Raw genomic sequence first — 22,332 nt, 5'->3', positions numbered from 1 at the left:
GCGGGCGGAGGGGCCCACTGGAGCGCCTGCCCGGCGCCGGGGTGTCGCCTCGCCCACCCTGCCGCCCACGGCAGCAGACCGCCCGAGGCGGCGCGGCAGGCGAAGTGCAACCGATCAGGGGAGATTCGGATGACGCTCATGGTTCCTGGGTTCGACGACGCGGTGGTGGTGCGGGCCGCCGATGCCGAGGTGATCGGGGGTGGCCCGGTGACGGGGCGGCTGATCGCCGACAGCAGTGCCACCGGAGGCGCCCTGTCGGCCCAGCGCATCACCCTCGGCGACGGTGCGAACGGGGCGACCCCGCACCACCACAGGCGCAGCGCGGAGATGTTCTACGTGCTCGACGGCGCCGCCGAGTTCCTGGCGGGCGAGGAGATCGTCACCGGATCGAAGGGGGACCTGATCGTGGTCCCGCCGAACATGCCGCACGCCTTCGCCGCCGTACCGGGCGCCGACGCCGACCTGCTCATCGTGATCACACCGGGCGTCGAGCGGTTCGCATACTTCCGCCATCTGCAGCGTGTGGCCCTGGGAGAGCTGACTCCGGAGTCGCTCCTGGAGGTCCAGGAACGCTACGACAACCACTTTCTGAGCAGCGCCACGTGGGAGAAGCGGCGCTGAGGGCAGTGGAGTGAGAGGGCCCGGTCGGCAAACCGTTTACTGGTCACTGCCCCGGGCCCCATAGGATTGGGCTCAAACCACACACACTCACCCCAGAGGATCGCTGCATGCCTGGCATCACGCGCGAGGAGGTCGCCCACCTCGCCCGGCTGGCGCGTCTGGAGCTGAAGCCCGAAGAGCTCGACCACTTCGCAGGCCAGCTCGACGACATCATCGGCGCGGTCGCCCGCGTCAGCGAGGTCGCCGACCAAGACGTACCGCCGACCTCCCACCCGCTGCCGCTGACGAACGTCATGCGTGCGGACGAGGTCCGTCCGTCGCTCACCCCCGAGCAGGCGCTTTCCGGCGCCCCGGCCCAGGAGCAGCAGCGTTTCAAGGTGCCGCAGATCCTGGGGGAGGACTAAACAGTCATGACGGACATCAACGTCAACATCATCAAGCTCACCGCTGCCGAGATCGCGTCGAAGATCGCGTCCGGCGAGCTCACCGCCGTCGAGGTCACCGAGGCCCACCTGGCCCGGATCGAGGCCGTCGACGAGAAGGTGCACGCCTTCCTGCACGTCGACCGTGCGGGTGCCCTCAAGCAGGCCGCGGCCGTCGACGCCAAGCGCGCCGCGGGCGAGAAGCTCGGCCCGCTCGCCGGTGTCCCGCTCGCGCTGAAGGACATCTTCACCACCGAGGGCGTGCCGACCACGGTCGGTTCCAAGATCCTCGAGGGCTGGATCCCGCCGTACGACGCGACGCTGGTCAAGAAGCTCAAGGCCGCCGACGTCGTCGTGCTCGGCAAGACCAACATGGACGAGTTCGCCATGGGCTCGTCGACGGAGAACAGCGCCTACGGCCCGACCGGCAACCCCTGGGACCTCACCCGTATCCCGGGCGGCTCCGGCGGTGGCTCCTCCGCCGCGCTCGCCGCGTACGAGGCCCCGCTCGCCATCGGCACGGACACCGGCGGTTCCATCCGCCAGCCCGCCGCCGTCACCGGCACCGTCGGCGTGAAGCCCACGTACGGCGGCGTCTCCCGCTACGGCATGGTGGCGTTCAGCTCCAGCCTCGACCAGGGTGGGCCCTGTGCCCGTACGGTCCTGGACGCGGCGCTGCTGCACGAGGCCATCGCCGGGCACGACCCGCTCGACTCCACGTCCATCGACGCCCCGGTCCCGCCGGTCGTCGAGGCGGCGCGCAACGGCTCGGTGCAGGGCATGCGCGTCGGTGTCGTCAAGCAGTTCGCCGGGGAGGGCTACCAGGCCGGTGTCGTCCAGCGCTTCAACGAGTCGGTCGAGCTGCTCAAGTCGCTCGGTGCCGAGATCGTCGAGCTGGACTGCCCGACCTTCGACCTCGCGCTGTCCGCGTACTACCTGATCGCGCCGTCCGAGTGCTCCTCGAACCTCGCCCGGTTCGACGCCATGCGCTACGGCCTGCGGGTCGGCGACGACGGCACGCACTCCGCCGAGGAGGTCACCGCGCTCACCCGCGAGGCCGGCTTCGGCGACGAGGTCAAGCGCCGCATCATCCTGGGCACGTACGCGCTGAGCTCCGGCTACTACGACGCGTACTACGGCAGCGCCCAGAAGGTCCGGACGCTGATCACCCGCGAGTTCGAGGCCGCTTTCGAGCAGGTCGACGTCATCGTGTCGCCGACCACGCCGACCACCGCCTTCCCGATCGGCGAGCGCGCCGACGACCCGATGGCGATGTACCTCGCGGACCTGTGCACGATCCCGACCAACCTGGCCGGCAACTCCGCCATGTCGCTGCCCTGCGGTCTCGCGCCGGAGGACGGTCTGCCGGTCGGGCTGCAGATCATCGCCCCCGCCATGAAGGACGACCGCCTGTACAAGGTGGGCGCCGCCGTCGAGGCCGCCTTCGTGGAAAAGTGGGGGCACCCGCTGCTTGAGGAGGCTCCGTCGCTGTGAGTGCCATGGCAAAGAAGGCCAAGAACTTCAAGAAGTCCAAGACCGGCGTGTACGTGTCGGCCGCCAGTACCGCCTTCGGCGCGATCAGCGTCGCGAAGCAGGCCCGGATGGCCAAGAACGACAACGACACCCTGCGGCTGATCGACGCCGCCGTGTCCGCCGCCGCCATCGTTACCGGCCTGGCGATCCTCTACCGGGAGCTCAAGCGCCTGGGCGACGACGACGTCCTGCTGGGCTGAGAGGGAAAGTTTCACCGTGACTGCCACGACTGACCTGGTGTCGTACGAGGAAGCCCTCGCGACGTACGACCCCGTCATGGGCCTCGAAGTCCATGTCGAGCTCGGCACCAGGACCAAGATGTTCTGCGGCTGCTCCACCGAGCTGAAGCAGGACGCCAACAGCCAGACCTGCCCGACCTGTCTCGGCCTGCCCGGCGCGCTGCCGGTCGTCAACGAGATCGGCGTCGAGTCGGCCATCAAGATCGGCCTCGCGCTGCACTGCGAGATCGCCGAGTGGTGCCGCTTCGCCCGGAAGAACTACTTCTATCCGGACATGCCGAAGAACTTCCAGACCTCCCAGTACGACGAGCCGATCGCCTTCAACGGCTACCTCGACGTGCAGCTGGAGGACGGCGAGGTCTTCCGCGTGGAGATCGAGCGCGCCCACATGGAGGAGGACACCGGCAAGTCGACGCACGTCGGCGGTGCCACCGGCCGCATCCAGGGCGCCTCGCACTCGCTGCTCGACTACAACCGGGCCGGCATCCCGCTCATCGAGATCGTCACCAAGCCGATCGAGGGCGCGGGCGAGCGGGCCCCCGAGGTCGCGAAGGCGTACGTCGCCGAGCTGCGCGAGGTCATCAAGGCGCTGGACGTGTCCGAGGCCCGCATGGACAAGGGCCAGATGCGCTGCGACGTGAACCTGTCGCTGCGTCCGCACGGCACCGAGAAGTTCGGCACGCGCTCCGAGACGAAGAACGTGAACTCGCTGCGTTCGGTCGAGCGCGCGGCCCGCTTCGAGATCCAGCGCCACGCCGCGGTGCTGAACGCGGGCGGCACGATCGTGCAGGAGACCCGTCACTTCCACGAGGAGGACGGCTCCACCACGTCGGGCCGCATCAAGGACAACGCCGAGGACTACCGGTACTTCCCGGAGCCCGACCTGGTCCCGGTCGCCCCGTCCCGCGAGTGGGTCGAGGCGCTGCGTGCCGAGCTCCCCGAGCTGCCGCTGGCCCAGCGCAACCGGCTGATCGAGGAGTGGGCGATCTCCGCCCACGACATGCAGTCGATCCGCAACGCCGGCGCCATCGGCCCGATCGTCGCGACGATCAACGCCGGTGCCGACTCGGCCTCCGCCCGCAAGTGGTGGATGGGCGAGCTGGCGCGCAACGCCAACGAGCAGGGTGTCGAGCTCGGCGAGCTGCCGATCACGCCCGAGCAGGTGGCGCGCGTGTCCGAGCTGGTCGCCAAGGGTGACCTCAACGACAAGCTGGCCCGCCAGGTCATCGACGGGGTCCTCAAGGGCGAGGGCACCCCGGACGAGGTCGTCGACAAGCGCGGCCTGAAGGTCGTTTCGGACGAGGGCGCGCTCAACACCGCCGTGGACGAGGCGATCGCGGGCAACGCCGGCATCGTCGCCAAGATCCAGTCCGGCAAGGTCGCGGCGGCCGGTGCCCTCGTGGGCGCCGTCATGAAGGCGACCCGGGGTCAGGCCGACGCGGCCCGCGTCAAGGAACTGATCCTGGAGAAGCTGGGCGTCAGCGAGGGCTGACGTCCACTTCGTCGGTTGACCGGAACGAGAGGGTGCGGGCCGCGGTCCGCACCCTCTCGGGGCTCCGCCCCGGACCCCGCCCCCCAACCGCCGGAGAGGCGCGAATGTGCTGATCTCCCTCGCCCTCCTCGCCGTCACCCTGGCCTTCGCCGTGTTGCGTCCCCGCAACTGGCCGGAGGCCGTCGTCGCCGTACCCGCGGCCGGAATCGCCGTGGCCGTGGGCGTCGTCTCGCCCTCCCACGCCTGGTCCGAGACCAAGGACCTGCTCCCCGTCGTCGGCTTCCTCGCCGCGATCCTGCTGCTGGCCCAGCTCTGCGCCGACGAGGGCCTGTTCAAGGCCGCCGGCGACGCCGTGGCCCGGGTCTGTCACGGCAGTCCCACCCGCATGCTCGGCGGGGTCTTCGCGGTCGCCGCCGGGATCACCGCGGTGCTGAGCCTGGACGCCACCGTCGTCCTGCTCACCCCGGTCGTCTTCGCCACGGCCGCCCGGATCGGCGCCCGACCGCGCCCGCACGTCTACGCCAGCGCCCACCTGGCCAACTCGGCGTCCCTGCTGCTGCCGGTCTCCAACCTCACCAATCTGCTCGCCTTCACCGCGAGCGGGCTGACGTTCACCCGCTTCGCGGGCCTCATGGCGCTGCCCTGGCTGGTCGCGATCGCCGTCGAGTACGCGGTGTTCCGCCGCTACTTCGCCGACGACCTGGCCGCCCTCGCGCACGAGCCCGACGACGCGGAGCCGACCGGCGTCCCGGTGTTCACGCTCGTCGTGCTCGCGCTCACCCTCGTCGGGTTCGCCGTCACGTCGTTCGCCGGGATCGAGCCGCTGTGGGCCGCGCTCGCGGGCGCCGTCGTGCTCGGCGCCCGGGCCCTCGCCCGCCGCCACAGCACCCCCGGCGAACTGGTCAAGGCCGCGAACCTGCCGTTCTGCCTCTTCGTGCTCGCTCTCGGCGTCGTCGTCAAGGCGGTCGTCGACAACGGCCTCGGCGACGCCATCGGGCACGTGCTCCCGGACGGCTCCGGGCTGCTCGCGCTGCTCGCGGTGGCCGGTGTCGCCGCGCTGCTGTCGAACGTCATCAACAACCTCCCCGCGATCCTCGCCCTGCTGCCGGTCGTCGCCCCCGCAGGCCCTGGCCCGGTGCTCGCCGCGCTGATCGGCGTCAACATCGGCCCCAACCTCACGTACGTGGGCTCGCTCGCCACCCTGCTGTGGCGGCGCATCGTGCACGCGCACGGCGTCGAACCGGAGCTGGGGGAGTTCACCCGGCTCGGGTTGCTGACGGTGCCCGTGGGGCTGCTCGCATCCACCGTGGCGCTCTGGGCGGGAGTGCTCGTACTCGGCTGAGTTCAAGCCCTGTGAGTAAAACCACGAAAGCGACAAAGGATCACTTCTGGCTGCAAGAGTGGCTGGCCATTGCTCAAGTGTTCTTTGCGGGCTGTTCGCCTTTAAACGGCTGTTCCCGGTCAAAGATCCATGAATCACCAGGGAGCACGTCCGTGGCAGCACTCGCGCGGTGGTGTGTCAGGCAGCGGCTCGTCGTCGTTCTGCTGTGGTTGCTGGCGCTCGGCGGCACCAGCGCCGCGGCCGCGGTCGCCGGTTCCGCGTACTCGAACGACTACGAGGCACCCGGTACCGAATCCGGCCGCGCGACCCAGCTCCTCGACGCGAACTTCTCCGGGCTCGGCGGCGACACCGACACCGTCGTCTGGCACATCGAGGGCTCGACCGTCCGTGCCGCCGACGTCCAGAAGGCCATGAGCAACACCCTGGACGAGATCGCGGGGCTGCCCGGCGTCTCCTCCGTCACCTCGCCGTACGAGAGCCGGGGCGCTCAGGACGACAGCAGCCGGATCAGCGCCGACGGGCACACCGCGTACGCCACCGTCACCTTCGACGAGCAGGCCGACGACATCCCCGTCGCACAGGCGCAGGCCCTCGTCGACACCGCCAAGGACGCCGAGACCCACGGCCCCGACGGCCTTCAGGTGGAGCTCGGCGGCAGCGCCGTCGCGCTCACCGAGTCGTCGTCGGCACACCTGTCGGAGATCATCGGCGTCGTGGTCGCCGCCGTCGTCCTCTTCCTCGCCTTCGGCTCGCTCGCCGCCGCGGCCCTGCCCATCGCCACCGCGCTGGTCAGTGTCGGCACGGCGTACGCGGGCATCGTGCTGCTGGGGCACGCGATGACCGTGGCCGACTTCGCGCCGATGCTCGGCATGCTGGTCGGGCTCGGCGTCGGCATCGACTACGCGCTGTTCATCGTGACCCGGCACCGCAAGGGGCTGAAGCGCGGCCTGCCCGTGGCGGTCGCCGCCGAGCGGGCCGTGGCCACCACCGGACGGGCCGTCGCCTTCGCCGGCGCGACCGTGTGCATCGCCCTGCTCGGCATGCTGCTGCTGAACCTGAGCTTCCTCAACGGCGTCGCCATCGCCGCCTCCGTCACCGTGCTGCTCACCGTCGCCGCGTCCGTGACCCTGCTGCCGAGCCTCCTGTCGTTCCTCGGCATGCGGGCCCTGTCCCGGCGCGAGCGGCGCCGGCTCGCCGAGCGCGGGCCCGAGCCGGAGCTGCCCACGGGTCTCGCCGCGCGCTGGGCCGCGTTCGTCGAGCGCCACCCCAAGCTGCTCGGCGGCATCGCGCTCGCCGTCATCACCGTCCTCGCGCTGCCGACGCTCTCCCTCCACCTGGGCACCTCCGACCAGGGCAACAACGCGAGGTCGAGCACGACCCGGCAGGCGTACGACCTGCTCGCCGACGGCTTCGGGCCCGGTGTGAACGGGCCGCTCACCCTGGTCACCGGGATCGACGGCGCCCAGGACAAGGCCGCGCTCCAGGAACTCGCCCACGACCTCGGCACCACCGAGGGCGTCGCGTCCGTCTCCCCGATCACGTACGACGCCGACGACTCGGCCGCGTACCTCACCGTCGTACCGACCTCCGCGCCGCAGTCGCAGCAGACCAGCGACCTCGTCGACCGGCTGCGCACCGACGTGGTCCCCGACACCGGACTCGACGTCCAGGTCGGCGGTGTGACCGCGAGCTACGACGACTTCGCCGAGGTCATCATCGGCAAGCTGCCGCTGTTCGTGGGCGCCGTGGTCGGCCTCGGCTGCGTCCTGCTGCTGCTCGCCTTCCGGTCCATCGGCATCCCGCTGAAGGCGGCGGCCATGAACGTCGCCGCCGTCGCCGCCGCCTTCGGAGTCGTCGTCGCGATCTTCCAGTGGGGCTGGGGCAGCGAGCTGCTCGGCCTCGGGGCGTCCGGGCCCATCGAGCCCTTCCTCCCCGTGATCATGGTGTCCGTGCTGTTCGGGCTCTCCATGGACTACCAGGTGTTCCTCGTCAGCCGGATGTACGAGGAGTGGCTGGAGACCGGCGACAACCGGCGGGCCGTCCGGGTCGGGCTCACCGAGACCAGCCGCGTGATCAACTCGGCCGCGGTGATCATGATCTCGGTCTTCCTGGCCTTCGTGCTCAGCGGGGACCGGGTGATCGCTATGTTCGGCATCGCCCTTGCGGTGGCCGTCGCGGTCGACGCCTTCATCCTGCGTACGTTGCTGGTCCCGGCCCTGATGCATCTGCTCGGCGGCGCCAACTGGTGGCTGCCCGCACGGCTCGGCCGGCTCCTGCCGCGCATCAGCATCGAGCCGCCGGAGTGCCGCGCCGCCCATGAGAGGCTGAACATTCCCCGACAACTGCAGGCGAAGGAGTCCGATGTACGCGATACCGCTCGGTGAGGAGGGCGCCGCACTGCGCCCCCTGGAGACCTGGCACGCCGAGGAGTTCCTCGCGAACCTGGAGCGCGGACGGGAGTTCATCGGGCAGTTCATCCCGTTCGGATCGCAGGTCACCGACGTCGACTCGGCGCGCTCGACCCTGCAGCGCTACACGGACATGCGGGCCGCGGACACCGGCTCGTACCACGGCATCTGGCTCGACGGGAAGCTCGTCGGCGGCGTGCTCACCCTCAACTTCGACGCGGCGACGGGCAACGCGGAGGTGGGCTGCTGGCTGGAGCCGGCCGCGACCGGGCGCGGCCTGATCACGCGCGCGATGCGGATCCTGCTCGAATGGATCGTCGAGGAGCGCGGCATCCACCGCGTGGAGTGGGTCGCCGCGGCCGGCAACACGGCGAGCCTGAACGTCGCCCGGCGCCTCGGCTTCACCCGCGACGGGGTGCGACGCGAAGCACACGAGTGGCGCGGCAAGCGCCACGACCTGGAGGTCTGGTCGCTGCTCGCGCCGGAGTGGCGCAGCGCACGCGACGGACACAGGCTTCGTTAAGGGGCCTCTCAGACAGCGTCCGTACGGTGCTCAGCATGACTACCAAGACCGACCCCAAGGCCGACGCCGAACTCAAGGACGAGGCCGTCGAGGTCACCGACGACGTGGCCGACGAGGCGGCCGAGGCCGAGGCCGCCGAAGAGGCCGCCGAAGAGGCCGAACCGGCGCAGCTCGCCAAGGAGAACGAGGAGGCGGCCCGCCCGTCCGGCGTCGGTGCGGGCGCCGCTGCCGTCGTCTCCGTCGCCCTCGGTGTCGTCGCCATGAGCGGCAGCTGGCTGGGCACCATCGCCTCGGCCCGCGAGTCCCTCATCGGCCAGCTCAACACCTCGCAGTCCGCGAGCGTCGCCAAGCAGGTCTCCGAGGTCTACGGCGACTCCTGGCACGCCGCCGCGCTGGTGGGCGGCGTCTTCTCCCTGATCGCGCTGCTCATCGGCGCGTTCGCCCTGGTCAGGCCCGCCTTCGGGGCGCCCGGCCGGCCGCAGGCGAGCTGGGTCAAGTCCACCGCGTGGGCCGGTGTCACGCTGGGCGTGCTGGGTCTGCTGCTCGCCGTGGCCAAGTACTCGGACCTGCTCCTGGGCCTGCCCAAGACCAGCTGAGGCCCTCCTCGGGGCCTGCCTAAGGCCCCCTCTGAGGCGTCTAAGGCATCTCCCCTCCAGGACATGCGGCACTCTCCCGATGTGCCGCACCCCCCTGGGAGACGAAAGTTGAGTCATCGCGGAGAACGGAACCGCGAAAGACACACCGATCGTCACCAGGGAGACGAGATGTTCGAGTACGAGATGCACCAGGTCCGCGCCGCCGAACTCACCCGCCAGGCCGACGCGTTCCGCCTCGCCCGCGCCGCTCGTGAGGCCCGTAAGGCCCGCAAGGCCCAGCAGGCCTCAGAGGGCCACGACGCCGAGGGCCGGGTGAGTACCCACGGTCCGCGCCGCTCGCGCTTCGCCCGCGTGGCATGAGCGCGGCGCCCCGCCCCGGGGAAGCACGGACAGGGGAGGGCAGCGCAGCCGCTGCCCTCCCCTTCGTGCTGCCCAGGGCAGAAAGCAGTGCCGGGCTGTCGGACCTGTGTGCCATGCTCACCGGTGTGGAGACCAGGTCAGTCAGCCCGGTGTTCGTCGGCCGCGCCGACGAACTGGGCATATTGAACAACGCCCTTGCGCGTGCCGCCGAGGCCGAGCCGCAGGCCCTGCTGCTCGGTGGCGAGGCGGGCGTCGGCAAGACGCGGCTCGTCGAGGAGTTCGCCGCGGCCGCGTGCCGGCACGACGCCGTCGTCGTCACCGGCGGCTGCGTCGAGATCGGCGCCGACGGACTGCCGTTCGCCCCCTTCTCCGCCGCCCTGCGCGCTCTGCGCCGCAAGCTGCCCCACGAGTTCGACGAGGCGGCCGCCGGACGCGAGAGCGAACTCGCCCGCGTCCTGCCTGAATTGGGCGACGGCCAGGTACGGGGCCGGGACGAGCGCGGCGACGAGAGCGCCACCGCCCGCCTCTTCGAACTCACCGCGCGCCTGCTCGAACAGATCGCCGCGGAGCACACCGTGGTCGTGGTCCTCGAGGACCTGCACTGGGCCGACGCCTCCACCCGTCACCTGCTCTCCTACCTCTTTCGCACCCTGCGCAGCGGCCGCCTCACCGTCGTCGCCACCTACCGCGCCGACGACGTGCACCGCCGCCACCCGCTGCGCCCCCTGCTCGCCGAGCTCGACCGGCTGCGCACCGTCACCCGCATCGAGCTCGGCCGGCTCTCCCGCGGCGAGGTGGCCCGCCAGGTCGCCGGGATCATCGCCGCCGAACCCGAGCAGGCGCTCGTCAACGACATCTACCGGCGCTCCGACGGCAACGCCTTCTTCGTGGAGGAACTCGCCGTCTCCGCCGCCGAGGGCTGCGCCACGGGCCTGACCGACTCGCTCCGCGACGTCCTGCTGGTGCGCGTCGAGTCGCTCTCCGAGTCCGCGCAGCGCGTCGCCCGGATCTGCGCCGAGGGCGGCTCCACCGTCGAGTACCCGCTGCTCGCAGCCGTCGCCGGGCTCGGCGAGGACGAGCTCATCGAGGCCCTGCGCGCCGCCGTCGGAGCCAACATCCTGCTCGCGTCACCGGACGGCGACGGCTACCGCTTCCGCCACTCCCTGGTCCGCGAGGCGGTCAGCGACGACCTGCTGCCCGGCGAGCGCTCACGCATCAACCGCCGCTACGCCGAAGCCCTGGAGGCCGACCCGGCACTGATCCCCGGCGACGCGCGCGTGATGCGCCTGGCCACGTACTGGTACCACGCCCACGACGCCGCCAAGGCCCTGCCGGCCGTGCTCGACGCCTCCCAGGAGGCCCGCCGCCGGCACGCCTACTCCGAGCAGCTCCGGCTCCTGGAGCGGGCGATGGAGCTGTGGGACGCCGCACCCCTGGAGATCAGGGACGCCCTGCGGATGGGCGACTACGCGCAGTCCTACCGCGGCTGCGGCTGCGACCCCGCCGAGACCCGGCTCAACTATCTCGACCTGCTGGCCGAGGCCGCCGACGCGGGCCGCCTGTGCGGCGAGCGCGAGCGCGCCCTGAAGCTGTGCAAGCGCGCCGTCCGCATCCTCGACGAGGCCGTCGGCACCGACGAGGCGGACCCGCTGCTCGCCGCCTGGTTCTGGATCCAGCGCTCCCGGATCGTGGCCCACACCAGCCGCGGCGACGGCTGGGACGAGATCGCCACCGCCCAGGAACTGGTGCGCGGCCTGCCGCCGTCCGCCGTGCACGCCGAGGTCCTCGTGCACGCCGCGAACTGGGGCATGCTGCACCGTCCAGGGCCCGAGACGCTGGCCTCGGCCGAGCGGGCCGTCGAGTACGCGCGCATGGTCGGCGACGAGGAGACCGAGCTGCACGCCCGGCTCATCCTCGGCGGCCTCCTCGTCGACTCCGGTGACGTCGAGCGCGGCTTCGCCGATATGTACGTGGTCCGCGACCGCTCCGTCGAGCTCGGCCTGATCTCCCGGATCAACAACGTCCACGTGAACCTGCCCTCCCATCTGGAGTGCGCGGGCCGCTCCGCCGAGGCGGTCCGCATCTGCGACGAGGGCATCGAGATGGCCCGCCGCCACGGCCTGACCGACACCAAGAGCTGGATCCGGGGCAACAAGGCGGAGTCGCTCGTCTCCCTCGGCCGCTGGGACGAGGCGGCCGAGGCGGCCGAGTGGACCCGCCGCTCCGCCCTGAGCAGCAGGCCGCGCGCCCTGGCCTGCACCGTCCTCGCGGGCATCGCCCTCGCCCGCGGCGCCTTCCAGGAGGCGGAGACCCAGCTCGCCGCCGCCCACCAGCACTACGGCACCCACGACCCGCAGCCGCAGGCCGACCTGCCGCTCGCCCATCTCGCCCTCGCCCTCGCCGCTGCCCAGGGGCACGTCCTCGACGCCCGCGCCGAGCTGGTCAAGGTCGTGGAACCCGGCCTTCCGCCCTCCATGCAGCGCTACCTGTGGCCGCTGCTGCTCAGCGCCGCCGAGGCCGAGGCCGACGCCCGTGGGCTGCCCGCCGCCGACACCGGCCGCGCCGAGTCCCTCGCCCGCATCCGGGACGCCGCCAAGCGGCAGGCCACCCCGGTCCCGCTCTGGCAGGCGTACGAGCAGTGGGTGCGCACCGAGCTGCTGCGCGCCGAGGGCCGTGACACCCCGGAGGACTGGGAGGTCACGCTCACCGCCCTCGAACCCACGGACCGCCCCTACGACGTGGCGCGCGCCCGCAACCGCCTCGCCGAGTCCCTGCTGGCCCGCGCCGCGGCCGACGACCGGGACCGGGCCGCGGAACTGCTCCGGCTCGCCGCGGCCACCGCCGAGCACCTGGGCGCCCGCCCGCTCGCCGAGACCGTCGCCCTGCTCGCCCAGCGCGCCCGCATCGGCCTCACCCGCGACGAGCCGCGCCGGGACGCCCCGGCCGACCCCGCGGAGGAGCTCGGTCTGACCAGCCGCGAGCGCGACGTGCTGCGCCTGGTCACCGCGGGCCGCTCCAACCGGCAGATAGCCGAGGAGCTGTTCATCTCCCCGAAGACCGCCAGCGTCCACGTCTCGAACATCCTGGCCAAGCTGGGCGTCGCGGGCCGCGGGGAGGCGGCCGCCCTCGCCCACCGGCTGAGACTTTTCCCGGTCGTCCGCACCTGAGGCCTTTGCCGGACCCTCCCGTACGCTGGACGGGAGGGCTCGGCCGCGCGAGCCAGGGGAGGCGCCGTGTTCAACATGTTCGAGGAACTGTTCTCGCCCGGCCGCAAGCACACCAACGACGAGCGCAGGCGCCTGGAGCTCACCCGCGTCGACCTGAACGACGGGGACCCCGGCCGCGGCCCGATAGACCTCACCTCGGGCAAGGTCGTCGTCCGTCTCCCGAAGCAGACCGACGACGACACGGCCGACGACACGGCCGACGACACGGCGGGCGACACGGCCGCCGGGGACGGCGAAGAGGTCAGCTGACCTTCAGCTCCAGGATCCGGTCGTCGCCCTTGCCCGGTGTCCCGCGCGTGTCCGTCTCGCTCGTCACCAGCCACAGCCTGTCGCCGCCCGCCGCGACCACCGTGCGCAGCCGCCCGTACTTCCCCTTCAGGAACGCCTGCGGAGCGTGCGCCGCCTTCGTCCCGTCCAGCGGGATCCGCCACAGCCGCTCGCCGCGCAGCCCCGCCATCCAGATCGAACCCTTCGCGTACGCGATGCCGCTCGGCGACGCCTCGGAGGTGTGCCACTGGGCGATCGGGTCGTGGTACTTCGGATCGCCGCTCTTCCCCTCGGCGTCCGGCCAGCCGTAGTTGTCGCCCGCCACGATGTCGTTCAGCTCGTCCCAGGTGTCCTGACCGAACTCGGAGGCCCACAGACCCTTGTCCGCGTCCCAGGCGAGGCCCTGCACATTGCGATGGCCGAACGAGTACACCGGGGAGTCCTTGAACGGGTTGCCCGGCGCCGGCTCGCCCTCCGGGGTCAGCCGCAGGATCTTGCCGCCCCACGACTCTTTGTTCTGCGCCAGTTCGGTGTGGTACGTCTCGCCGGTACCCGCGTAGAGCATCTTGTCGGGGCCGAACGCGATCCGGCCGCCGTTGTGGTTCATGCCCTTCGGGATGCCCTTGAAGACCGTGTCCGGGGCGCCCAGCTGCTCACCGGCCGGCTTCTTCTCGTCGTAGATCATGCGCGCGACGCGGTTGTCCGACGCCGTCGTGAAGTACGCGTAGACCATGTGGTCGGAGGCGTAGTCGGGGGAGAGCGCGAGACCGAGCAGCCCGCCCTCGCCTGCCGCGGCCACCCCGGGCACCCGGCCGAGCTCCGTCTTCCTGCCCGTGTCGGTGTCGACGCGGGTGATCGTCCCCTCGTCGCGGGAGGAGACCAGCAGCCCGCCGTCCGGCAGCGGGGCCACTCCCCACGGCGACTTCAGGTTCTCGGTGACCGTGCGGACGACGGTCACCGAGCCCTCGGCCGGGGGCACCGCGTCCGACGACCCGGAGGCGCTCGCGCCCGGCGTGTCCGACGCCGACGCCGAGGTGCCGCCCTTGTCGGGATCCCCGCCGTCCCCGGAGGAACACCCGGCCGTGAGCAGGAGCGCGGCGCAGGCGGCCACGGCCAACGCGGGCCGAGCAGATGGATGGTGCACGATCGGGTCCCTTCGACGGCGGGTACACGAGGTCCTCCTGTTCATACACCGCGCACCCGCTCCGGGGTTCCCCGTCTTCGCGTCAGTCCCAGGAGCCCTGCGCCGCCGGAAGCCGCGCGATGTCCGCCAGATCGGCCTCGGTCAGGCACAGTTCGGCCGCCCGCGCGTTCTCCCGCGCCCAGCGCTCGTGCTTCGCGCCCGGCACCGGCACCACGTTCCGCCCCTGGGCGAGGACCCAGGCGAGCGCCACCTGCGCGGGCGTCACGTCGTCCCCGTGCCGCGCCGCGACCCGGCGCAGGCCCGCCACGATCGGCTGGTTCGCGGCCGTCATCTCCGCGGTGAACCGCGGGTGCCTGGCCCGTACGTCGTCGGGCTCGAAGCCCTCGCCGGGCGTCAGGGTGCCGGTCAGGAATCCGTTGCCCAGCGGCATCGCCGCCAGGAACCCCACCCCGCGCGCCGTGCACCACGGCAGCAGCGCCGTGAGCGCCTCCGGCGACCACACCGACAACTCCGCCATCACCGAGCTCACCGGGAACACCTGCTGGATCCGCTCCAGCTGCCGAATCGTTCCGGCATGCAACCCGTCCCGCCCGGCCCGGCGCCCGGCCCGCGCGCCCACCGCGCACAGCCCGAGAGAGCGCACCTTCCCCGCCCCCACCAGCTCCGCCATCGCGCCCCAGGTCTCCTCGACGGGCACCTCGGGGTCGGCGCGGTGCAGCTGGTACAGATCGATGGTGTCCGTCTGCAACCGGCGCAACGACGCGTCGCAGGCCCGCTTCACATAACCGGGCCGCCCGTTAGCCACGATGTGCTGCTCGCCGACGAGCAGCCCCACCTTCGTCGACACGAACGCGTCCGCGCGCCGCTCCTTGAGCACCCGCCCGAGCAGCAGCTCATTGGTGAACGGGCCGTACATGTCCGCCGTGTCGAGCAGCGTGCACCCCTGGTCGAGCGCCGCGTGCACCGTCCGCAAGGACTCCTCGCCGCGCCGGCGCGATCCGGTGTACGCCCAGCTCATCGGCATGCAGCCGAGTCCGACCGCGCCCACTTCGAGTGCCGCCGCGCCGATCGCCCTGCGCGCCCCACCTGGCTTCACGTGCCCGTGACCCTCCCTCTTCGTGGCCACCAACCTAACCTCTGCGCCCGCGCCGCTCTGACATAGCCTCCTGACCATGACTGGTGATGTATGGCTCCCGTTCCCCGCAGCCGAGGTTCCCGGGCTGCCGGAAGGGCTCAACTACCGTTTCTGGAACGGTGAGCCCGACTTTCCGGCGGACCCGGCCGACTGCGCCTTCTACGTCGTCCCCTACATGAAGAGCGCCGAGATCGGCATCCGCCCGCTGCCCCGGATGACCTCGGTGCGCGCGGTGCAGACCCTCTCCGCCGGCGTGGACCACGTACAGGAGGGCCTCAAGTACCTGCGCCCCGGCGTCCAGTTGTGCAACGCGCGCGGCGTGCACGACGCGAGCACCGCCGAGCTCGCGCTCACCCTGATCCTCGCCTCCCTGCGCGGCATCCCCGACTTCGTGCGCGGCCAGGACCGCGGGGAGTGGCGCTCCGGCTTCCGCCCGGCGCTCGCCGACAAGACCGTGCTCATCGTGGGCTACGGGGCCATCGGCAGCGCCATCGAGGACCGGCTCGTGCCCTTCGAGGTCGCGCGGGTCGTACGCGTCGCGCGCTCCGCCCGCACGACCGGGCGCGGCCCGGTGCACGCGCTCGGCGACCTCCCCGCCCTGCTGCCCGAGGCCGATGTCGTCATCGTCGTCACCCCGCTCACCGAGGACACCCGGGGTCTGGTCGGCGCGGAGTTCCTGGCCCGGCTCAAGGACGGCGCGCTCCTGGTGAACGTCGGGCGGGGCCCCGTCGTCGACACCAAGGCGCTGCTCACGGAGGTGGAGAGCGGCCGCATTCTCGCCGCCCTCGATGTCACCGATCCCGAACCGCTGCCCCAGGAGCACCCGTTGTGGCAGGCTCCGGGGGTGCTCATCTCGCCACATGTGGGCGGGCCCACGTCCGCGTTCATGCCCCGCGCCAAGCGGTTGCTCGCCGCCCAGCTGGGCCGGTTCGCGGCGGGGGAGGAGCTCGACAACGTCGTACTCACCGTCGGCTGACGCCAGTTGACCCGAGTCCCGGCGGCCCCACGGACAACTGTCGTGCGGCCGCCCGCCGTTGGGCGCTGACGCTCCGCGCCCGGCCGGCTGCACCCCGTGCCGTCATCGCCGCTGGTCGTCACGGAGAGTAGAGGAACTATGTCCCTGAGTGACGAGACTGGTGTATCGTCCCGACTGGGGCAGCGCCGCTCAGCACCATGCGGCGCCGGGGACGAGTGACGGACTGCGAGGGGGGCGACGGGCGATGCACGGCCTATGGGCGAACGATCCGACGCGGCGGGGTCGCCGACGTCTGTCTTGTTTGGTGTCCCACACACCCACGCACGGGCGAAGTCCCGGCTGCCGCAGGAGTCGTACGCACCGGAGCGGACCCCGCGGCGGCCGCAGGAAACAACCGCACACCAGGCAGGGCCGGCAGGACACGGGGGCGGCCCGACGGACCGAGGCGGCCCGGTGACTGCCAAGGCGGCGTCGACCGCGGCGCTCGGTGCGCCCTTGCGCGCGGGAGGGCCGATGCCCGTCCGCGCCCCCGAGCGCGGCGCCGGCGTGGGGCCGCAGCTGGTGCTCGTCCTGGTGTGCGCGGGGTACGCCGTCGGCTCCGCGCTGGGCTGGGGGTCCGACCGGATCGCCCTCTTCATGGGCGACTTCGGCCTGAGCCTCGCCGCCGCCGTCGCAGCCGTCTCCAACTTCCTGTACGCCCGCAGCCGGCGCAGCCGCTTTCGACCCGCCTGGCTTCTGTTCGCGGCCTCCTCCCTCATGGCCGCGCTCGGCAATGGGGTGTGGGGCTGGTACGAGGTCATCCTCCATGAGCCCGTGCCCGATCCGAGCCTGGCCGACCTGTTCTTCCTCTGCTTCGCGCCGCCCGCCATCATCGGCCTGCTCGTCCTCGCCAAACGGCCCATGACGAAGGCCGGCTGGATCTGCCTCGCGCTCGACGCCTGGCTGATCGCCGGCTCCCTGATCACGCTCTCCTGGAGCCTCGCCCTCGCGCACACCGCCGAGTTCGAGGGACAGAGCGTCAGCAGAACGGCGCTCTCGCTCGCCTATCCGCTGCTCGACATCGCGCTCGTCAGCATGGTCCTGGCCCTGCACTTCCGCCGCTCGCCGGGCAACCGCACGGCGGTGAACACGGCGATCGGCGCGCTCGCGCTGACCGTGATGTGCGACGCCCTGTTCACCTCGCCGCTGCTGCACGCCACGTACCGCTCGGGGGAGATCCTCGACGCGGGCTGGTTCGCCGGCTCCCTGCTGCTGGCGTACGCGCCCTGGGTGGGGGCGAGAGGCAGCGGGCACCCGGAGGAGCACCCCGAGAGCCCGGCACCGCGCTACCAGGTCAACTACACCCGCCCCATCTCCGGCTCACTGGCCGCGCTGACGCCGTATCTGGCCGCCGCCGTCTGCACGCTGGGGATTCTCTACAACGTCCTGAACGGGCACAGTGTCGACCGGATCGTCCTCTTCACGGCCTGCACGGTTGTGCTCGCCCTGGTCGTGCGCCAGGGCATCATGCTGATCGACAACATCACGCTGACCCAGGAACTGGCCCAGAAGGAGAACCACTTCCGGTCCCTGGTGCAGGGTTCCAGCGACGTCATCATGATCGCCGCGCCGAACGGGATCCTGAGGTACGTCAGCCCGGCCGCCGCCGGGGTCTACGGACGCGAGGCGGAGGAGCTCGTCGGCTCTGAGCTCGCCTCGCTCATCCACCCCGAGGACCTCGGGCGCGTGGTGCACGAGATCCGCAGGTTCCTCGCCGCGAGCCAGATCGAGGAGCCCACCACCCGTATCGAGTGCCGCTTCCGGTCCGGCACCGGAGCCTGGCTGAACGTGGAGTCGACGATCAACCGCCACCACGGCGGCCTGATCCTCAACAGCAGAGACGTCACGGAACGAGTGCGCCTCCAGGCGCAGTTGCAGCACAACGCCGAGCACGATCCGCTCACCGACCTGCCCAACCGGGCCCTGTTCACCAAGCGGGTCAGCCAGGCCCTGACCGGGCGGCGGGCCACCGACCGGGGCACCGCCGTGCTCTTCATCGACCTCGACGGCTTCAAGCAGGTCAACGACACGATCGGCCACCAGGCGGGCGACGAACTGCTCGTGCAGGCGGCAAGAAGGCTGGCCGACTCCGTACGTTCCGGAGACACCGCGGCTCGTCTCGGCGGTGACGAGTTCGCGGCACTGATCGTCGGCGACGGAGGCCGCGACCACACCGCCAGGGAACAGCACATCTACGAGCTGGCCGACCGTCTGAGAATCGCGCTCTCCCAGCCGTACACGATCGACGGGAACGACAACGTGCGCGTCGCCGCCTCCATCGGCGTCGCGTTCGCGGAACCCGAGGTCACGGCGGGCGAGCTGCTGCGCAACGCGGACCTGGCGATGTACCGGGCCAAGGCGGCCGGCAAAGGGCGAGTAGAGCTGTACGCGCCCCAGATGCAGGCCGATGTCGTACGGAAGGCCGAGCTGGCCACCCGGCTGCGCACGGCGCTGCACGACGGCGAGTTCGCGCTGCTGCACCAGCCGGTCGTCTCGCTCGACGACGGCCGGATCACGGCGGTCGCCGCCCAGGCCCGATGGCGCTCCTCGCAGGGCATCCTGTTCACGCCGGCCGAGTTCCTGCGGGTGGCCGACGACAGCGAGCGCACCGCCGAGCTGGGGCGCTGGATGCTGGAGGAGGCCGTCGAGCAGGCCGCCGAGCGCGGGCACAGCGGCCATGCGACGCCCGTCGCGGTCCGGATCACGGCCCGCAGACTGCTCGACCGGGCGATGCCGCTCGGCTCGATCGAGGCGCTGCTGACCCGGCACGGGCTGCCGTCGGGCGCGCTCATCATCGAGCTGGCCGACAGCGACCCCAGGGTCCCGCTGGACGAGCTGGAACGACGTCTGACCGCCTTGCGGAGGCTCGGTGTCCGGATCGCGCTGGACGGATTCGGCAGCGGCTATGCGGCCATCACGGCGCTGCGCCGCCTCCCCGTCGACGTACTGAAACTGGACAGGTCGCTCGTCGAGGGTGTCGTCGAGTCCGCGCGGCTGCACAAGATCACCAGCGGGCTGCTCAGGATCGCCGGGGACCTCGGGCTCACCTCCGTCGCCGACGGCGTGGACCTGCCGGAACAGGTGGTCGCGCTGCGGGCGATGGGGTGCACGCACGGGCAGGGCATGGCGTTCTCGGGACCGCTCGACGAGTACCGGCTGCGGCGCGCGCTGGCCTCCGGGGAGTACCCGGTGCCGACCGGTCCCGCCGAGCCGGTGTTCGCGGGCGCACCCGGGCTCCGCTCACATAATGAGACTCCCGTCCCACCCACTTGACAGTGCATGGGCGCCGGGGGGAGGGTCAGTGCCATGCGCACCCGAATTCTCGTACTTGGAAAGCGCGTCGGCTGAAGCTGGGACGACCGGTCCTGACACCGGAAACCCAGCGACCGCACCCGGCGCGCTCCCCTCGCTTGCCTCCCGGCACGAGGGGTTTTTTGTTGCACGGGCACAGGACGCACCCGCCAGACAACTCGCAACACCCTGCACAAACCTCGCAAAAACCCTCAGCATCGAGAAGAGAATGCCGATGACCGAGCAGGCCACCGGGGCCCACCATCCGCAGCCGCGGCCCCGTTCCGGAGGACAGCAGTCCGCCCCCGTCGAGCACGTCACGGGTGCGAAGTCCCTCATTCGCTCGCTTGAGGAGGTCGGGGCCGACACCGTATTCGGCATCCCCGGCGGCACGATCCTTCCCGCCTACGACCCGATGATGGACTCGAGCCGGGTGCGCCACGTGCTCGTCCGTCACGAGCAGGGCGCGGGCCACGCGGCCACCGGTTACGCGCAGGCCACCGGCAAGGTCGGTGTCTGCATGGCCACCAGCGGTCCGGGTGCGACCAACCTGGTGACGCCGATCGCCGACGCGATGATGGACTCGGTGCCGCTCGTCGCGATCACCGGCCAGGTCGTCTCCAAGGCGATCGGCACGGACGCCTTCCAGGAGGCGGACATCGTCGGCATCACCATGCCGATCACCAAGCACAGCTTCCTGGTCACCAAGGCCGAGGACATTCCGCAGGCGATCGCCCAGGCGTTCCACATCGCCTCGACCGGCCGTCCCGGCCCGGTCCTCGTGGACATCCCGAAGGACATCCTCCAGGCGCAGACGACGTTCTCCTGGCCGCCGCAGCACGACCTGCCCGGCTACCGCCCGGTGACCAAGCCGCACGCCAAGCAGATCCGCGAGGCCGCGAAGCTGATCACAAGTGCGAAGCGGCCCGTCCTGTACGTGGGTGGCGGCGTCATCAAGGCGCAGGCCACCGCCGAGCTCAAGGTCCTCGCCGAGCTCACCGGAGCGCCCGTCACCACCACCCTGATGGCGCTCGGTTCGTTCCCCGACAGCCACCCGCTGCACGTGGGAATGCCGGGCATGCACGGTGCGGTCACCGCCGTCACCGCGCTGCAGAAGGCCGACCTGATCGTCGCCCTCGGCGCCCGCTTCGACGACCGTGTCACCGGCAACCTGGACAGCTTCGCGCCGTTCGCCAAGATCGTCCACGCGGACATCGACCCGGCGGAGATCGGCAAGAACCGCGCCGCCGACGTGCCGATCGTCGGTGACGCCCGCGAGGTCATCGCCGACCTGATCCAGGCCGTGCAGAAGGAGCACAGCGAGGGCCACCAGGGCGACTACAGCGCCTGGTGGAACGACCTCAACCGCTGGCGCGAGACCTACCCGCTCGGCTACGACCAGCCGGCGGACGGCTCGCTCTCCCCGCAGCAGGTCATCGAGCGGATCGGGCAGCTCGCCCCCGCGGACACGATCTTCGCGGCGGGCGTCGGCCAGCACCAGATGTGGGCCGCGCACTACATCCAGTACGAGAAGCCGGCGACCTGGCTGAACTCGGGCGGCGCCGGGACCATGGGCTACGCGGTCCCCGCCGCGATGGGTGCCAAGGCCGGTGCCCCGGACCAGACCGTCTGGGCGATCGACGGCGACGGCTGCTTCCAGATGACCAATCAGGAGCTGACCACCTGCGCCCTGAACAACATCCCGATCAAGGTCGCCATCATCAACAACGGCGCCCTGGGCATGGTCCGGCAGTGGCAGACGCTCTTCTACAACCAGCGCTACTCCAACACCGTGCTGCACGCGGGCCCGGACGGCGAGACCCCGCCCAACAACGGCACGCGCGTCCCGGACTTCGTGAAGCTGTCCGAGGCGATGGGCTGCTACTCGATCCGCTGTGAGCGGGCCGAGGACCTCGACAAGTGCATCGAGGAGGCGAACGCGATCAACGACCGCCCGGTCGTGATCGACTTCATCGTCCACGAGGACGCCATGGTGTGGCCGATGGTCGCCGCCGGCACCTCCAACGACGAGATCATGGCCGCCCGGGACGTCCGCCCCGACTTCGGCGACAGCGAAGACGACTGAGCGAGAGAGACGTAAAAGATCATGTCCAAGCACACGCTCTCCGTCCTGGTGGAGAACAAGCCCGGTGTCCTCGCCCGGATCACCGCCCTCTTCTCGCGCCGCGGCTTCAACATCGACTCGCTCGCCGTGGGCGTCACCGAACATCCCGACATCTCCCGCATCACCATCGTGGTGAATGTCGAGTCGCTCCCGCTCGAACAGGTCACGAAGCAGCTCAACAAGCTGGTCAACGTCCTGAAGATCGTCGAGCTCGAGCCCGGCGCCGCCGTCCAGCGCGAGCTCGTGCTCGCCAAGGTCCGCGCCGACAACGAGACGCGCTCGCAGATCGTCGAGATCGTCCAGCTGTTCCGCGCCAAGACCGTGGACGTCTCCCCGGAGGCCGTCACCATCGAGGCCACCGGCAGCAGCGACAAGCTGGAGGCGATGCTCAAGATGCTGGAGCCGTTCGGCATCAAGGAGCTCGTCCAGTCCGGGACGATCGCCGTGGGCCGTGGCTCGCGCTCCATCACCGACCGGAGCCTGCGGGCGCTCGACCGCACCGCGTGACCACGGGAGGGCGCCCCCGCGCCCTCTCGTATACCGAGACCTGAAAACTTCCTTTCCGCACCCGCCGTACGGTGGGACGCAGAAC

18 protein-coding genes are annotated in these 22,332 nt (G+C 71.3%); 16 read left to right on the top strand and 2 right to left on the bottom strand.

The genetic code is table 11. The features are described from left to right. Nucleotides 1–129: 129 nt before the first annotated feature. From J3486_RS34615 to J3486_RS34560, 12 genes are all read left to right on the top strand, one after another. Nucleotides 130–621, top strand: coding sequence for a cupin domain-containing protein (locus tag J3486_RS34615; RefSeq protein ID WP_207827742.1), 492 nt, complete (start codon nt 130–132; stop codon nt 619–621). A 107-nt stretch (nt 622–728) separates the two neighbouring features. Continuing rightward, entirely contained in the window at nt 729–1,025 is a 297-nt protein-coding gene (gatC, locus tag J3486_RS34610; RefSeq protein WP_018531282.1) for an Asp-tRNA(Asn)/Glu-tRNA(Gln) amidotransferase subunit GatC, read from the top strand. Between the two features lie 6 nt (nt 1,026–1,031). Further along, nucleotides 1,032–2,537: an Asp-tRNA(Asn)/Glu-tRNA(Gln) amidotransferase subunit GatA gene (gatA, locus tag J3486_RS34605; protein ID WP_207827741.1), complete on the top strand. Its 1,506-nt coding sequence runs from the start codon at nt 1,032–1,034 to the stop codon at nt 2,535–2,537. Nucleotides 2,538–2,542: 5 nt separating this feature from the next. Further along, on the top strand, nt 2,543–2,776 hold the full coding sequence (locus J3486_RS34600; protein WP_207827847.1) for a hypothetical protein: 234 nt from the start codon (nt 2,543–2,545) through the stop codon (nt 2,774–2,776). A gap of 16 nt (nt 2,777–2,792) precedes the next feature. Then, a complete protein-coding gene (gatB, locus tag J3486_RS34595) occupies nt 2,793–4,307 on the top strand; it encodes an Asp-tRNA(Asn)/Glu-tRNA(Gln) amidotransferase subunit GatB (RefSeq protein ID WP_207827740.1) in 1,515 nt (504 codons plus the stop codon). A 109-nt stretch (nt 4,308–4,416) separates the two neighbouring features. Next, on the top strand, nt 4,417–5,649 hold the full coding sequence (locus tag J3486_RS34590) for an arsenic transporter (protein ID WP_207827846.1): 1,233 nt from the start codon (nt 4,417–4,419) through the stop codon (nt 5,647–5,649). A 152-nt stretch (nt 5,650–5,801) separates the two neighbouring features. Then, on the top strand, nt 5,802–8,033 hold the full coding sequence (locus J3486_RS34585; RefSeq protein WP_207827739.1) for an MMPL family transporter: 2,232 nt from the start codon (nt 5,802–5,804) through the stop codon (nt 8,031–8,033). Continuing rightward, on the top strand, nt 8,011–8,580 hold the full coding sequence (locus J3486_RS34580) for a GNAT family N-acetyltransferase (RefSeq protein ID WP_207827738.1): 570 nt from the start codon (nt 8,011–8,013) through the stop codon (nt 8,578–8,580). The genes J3486_RS34585 and J3486_RS34580 overlap by 23 nt, the downstream gene beginning before the upstream one ends. A gap of 35 nt (nt 8,581–8,615) precedes the next feature. Further along, on the top strand, nt 8,616–9,176 hold the full coding sequence (locus J3486_RS34575) for a hypothetical protein (RefSeq protein ID WP_207827737.1): 561 nt from the start codon (nt 8,616–8,618) through the stop codon (nt 9,174–9,176). Nucleotides 9,177–9,344: 168 nt separating this feature from the next. Beyond that, nucleotides 9,345–9,536 (top strand): hypothetical protein, encoded by a 192-nt coding sequence (locus J3486_RS34570; RefSeq protein WP_207827734.1) that lies wholly within the window; start codon nt 9,345–9,347, stop codon nt 9,534–9,536. A 113-nt stretch (nt 9,537–9,649) separates the two neighbouring features. Further along, complete coding sequence (locus J3486_RS34565) at nt 9,650–12,703, top strand: helix-turn-helix transcriptional regulator (RefSeq protein WP_229379078.1); 3,054 nt, start codon at nt 9,650–9,652, stop codon at nt 12,701–12,703. A gap of 75 nt (nt 12,704–12,778) precedes the next feature. Continuing rightward, nucleotides 12,779–13,012, top strand: coding sequence for a DUF6191 domain-containing protein (locus J3486_RS34560; RefSeq protein WP_229379106.1), 234 nt, complete (start codon nt 12,779–12,781; stop codon nt 13,010–13,012). On the opposite strand, the gene J3486_RS34555 is transcribed toward J3486_RS34560, so the two are convergent. Together J3486_RS34555 and J3486_RS34550 are read right to left on the bottom strand one after the other, a co-directional pair. After that, the gene (locus tag J3486_RS34555; RefSeq protein ID WP_307805059.1) at nt 13,005–14,174 is read right to left on the bottom strand and encodes a PQQ-dependent sugar dehydrogenase; all 1,170 of its coding nucleotides are present in this window, start codon (nt 14,172–14,174) and stop codon (nt 13,005–13,007) included. The genes J3486_RS34560 and J3486_RS34555 overlap by 8 nt on opposite strands. Nucleotides 14,175–14,256: 82 nt before the next feature. Continuing rightward, a complete protein-coding gene (locus J3486_RS34550; protein WP_307805058.1) occupies nt 14,257–15,270 on the bottom strand; it encodes an aldo/keto reductase in 1,014 nt (337 codons plus the stop codon). Nucleotides 15,271–15,346: 76 nt separating this feature from the next. On the opposite strand from J3486_RS34550, the gene J3486_RS34545 reads away from it, so the two are divergent. The 4 genes from J3486_RS34545 (at nt 15,347) to ilvN (ending at nt 22,247) form a co-directional block, all read left to right on the top strand. Beyond that, the gene (locus J3486_RS34545; protein WP_207827726.1) at nt 15,347–16,285 is read left to right on the top strand and encodes a 2-hydroxyacid dehydrogenase; all 939 of its coding nucleotides are present in this window, start codon (nt 15,347–15,349) and stop codon (nt 16,283–16,285) included. A gap of 513 nt (nt 16,286–16,798) precedes the next feature. Then, on the top strand, nt 16,799–19,597 hold the full coding sequence (locus J3486_RS34540) for a bifunctional diguanylate cyclase/phosphodiesterase (protein ID WP_207827724.1): 2,799 nt from the start codon (nt 16,799–16,801) through the stop codon (nt 19,595–19,597). 253 nt (nt 19,598–19,850) lie between these two features. Beyond that, nucleotides 19,851–21,701, top strand: a complete 1,851-nt coding sequence (locus J3486_RS34535; RefSeq protein ID WP_207827720.1) for an acetolactate synthase large subunit — start codon at nt 19,851–19,853, stop codon at nt 21,699–21,701. A gap of 21 nt (nt 21,702–21,722) precedes the next feature. After that, complete coding sequence (ilvN, locus tag J3486_RS34530) at nt 21,723–22,247, top strand: acetolactate synthase small subunit (protein WP_207827718.1); 525 nt, start codon at nt 21,723–21,725, stop codon at nt 22,245–22,247. The last annotated feature ends 85 nt before the right edge of the window (nt 22,248–22,332 follow it).

Source organism: Streptomyces sp. VRA16 Mangrove soil (assembly GCF_017377775.1).
Lineage (GTDB): Bacteria > Actinomycetota > Actinomycetes > Streptomycetales > Streptomycetaceae > Streptomyces.
Note: the sequence above shows the minus strand (reverse complement) of the source record. Positions and strands in the feature narration are given on the sequence as shown.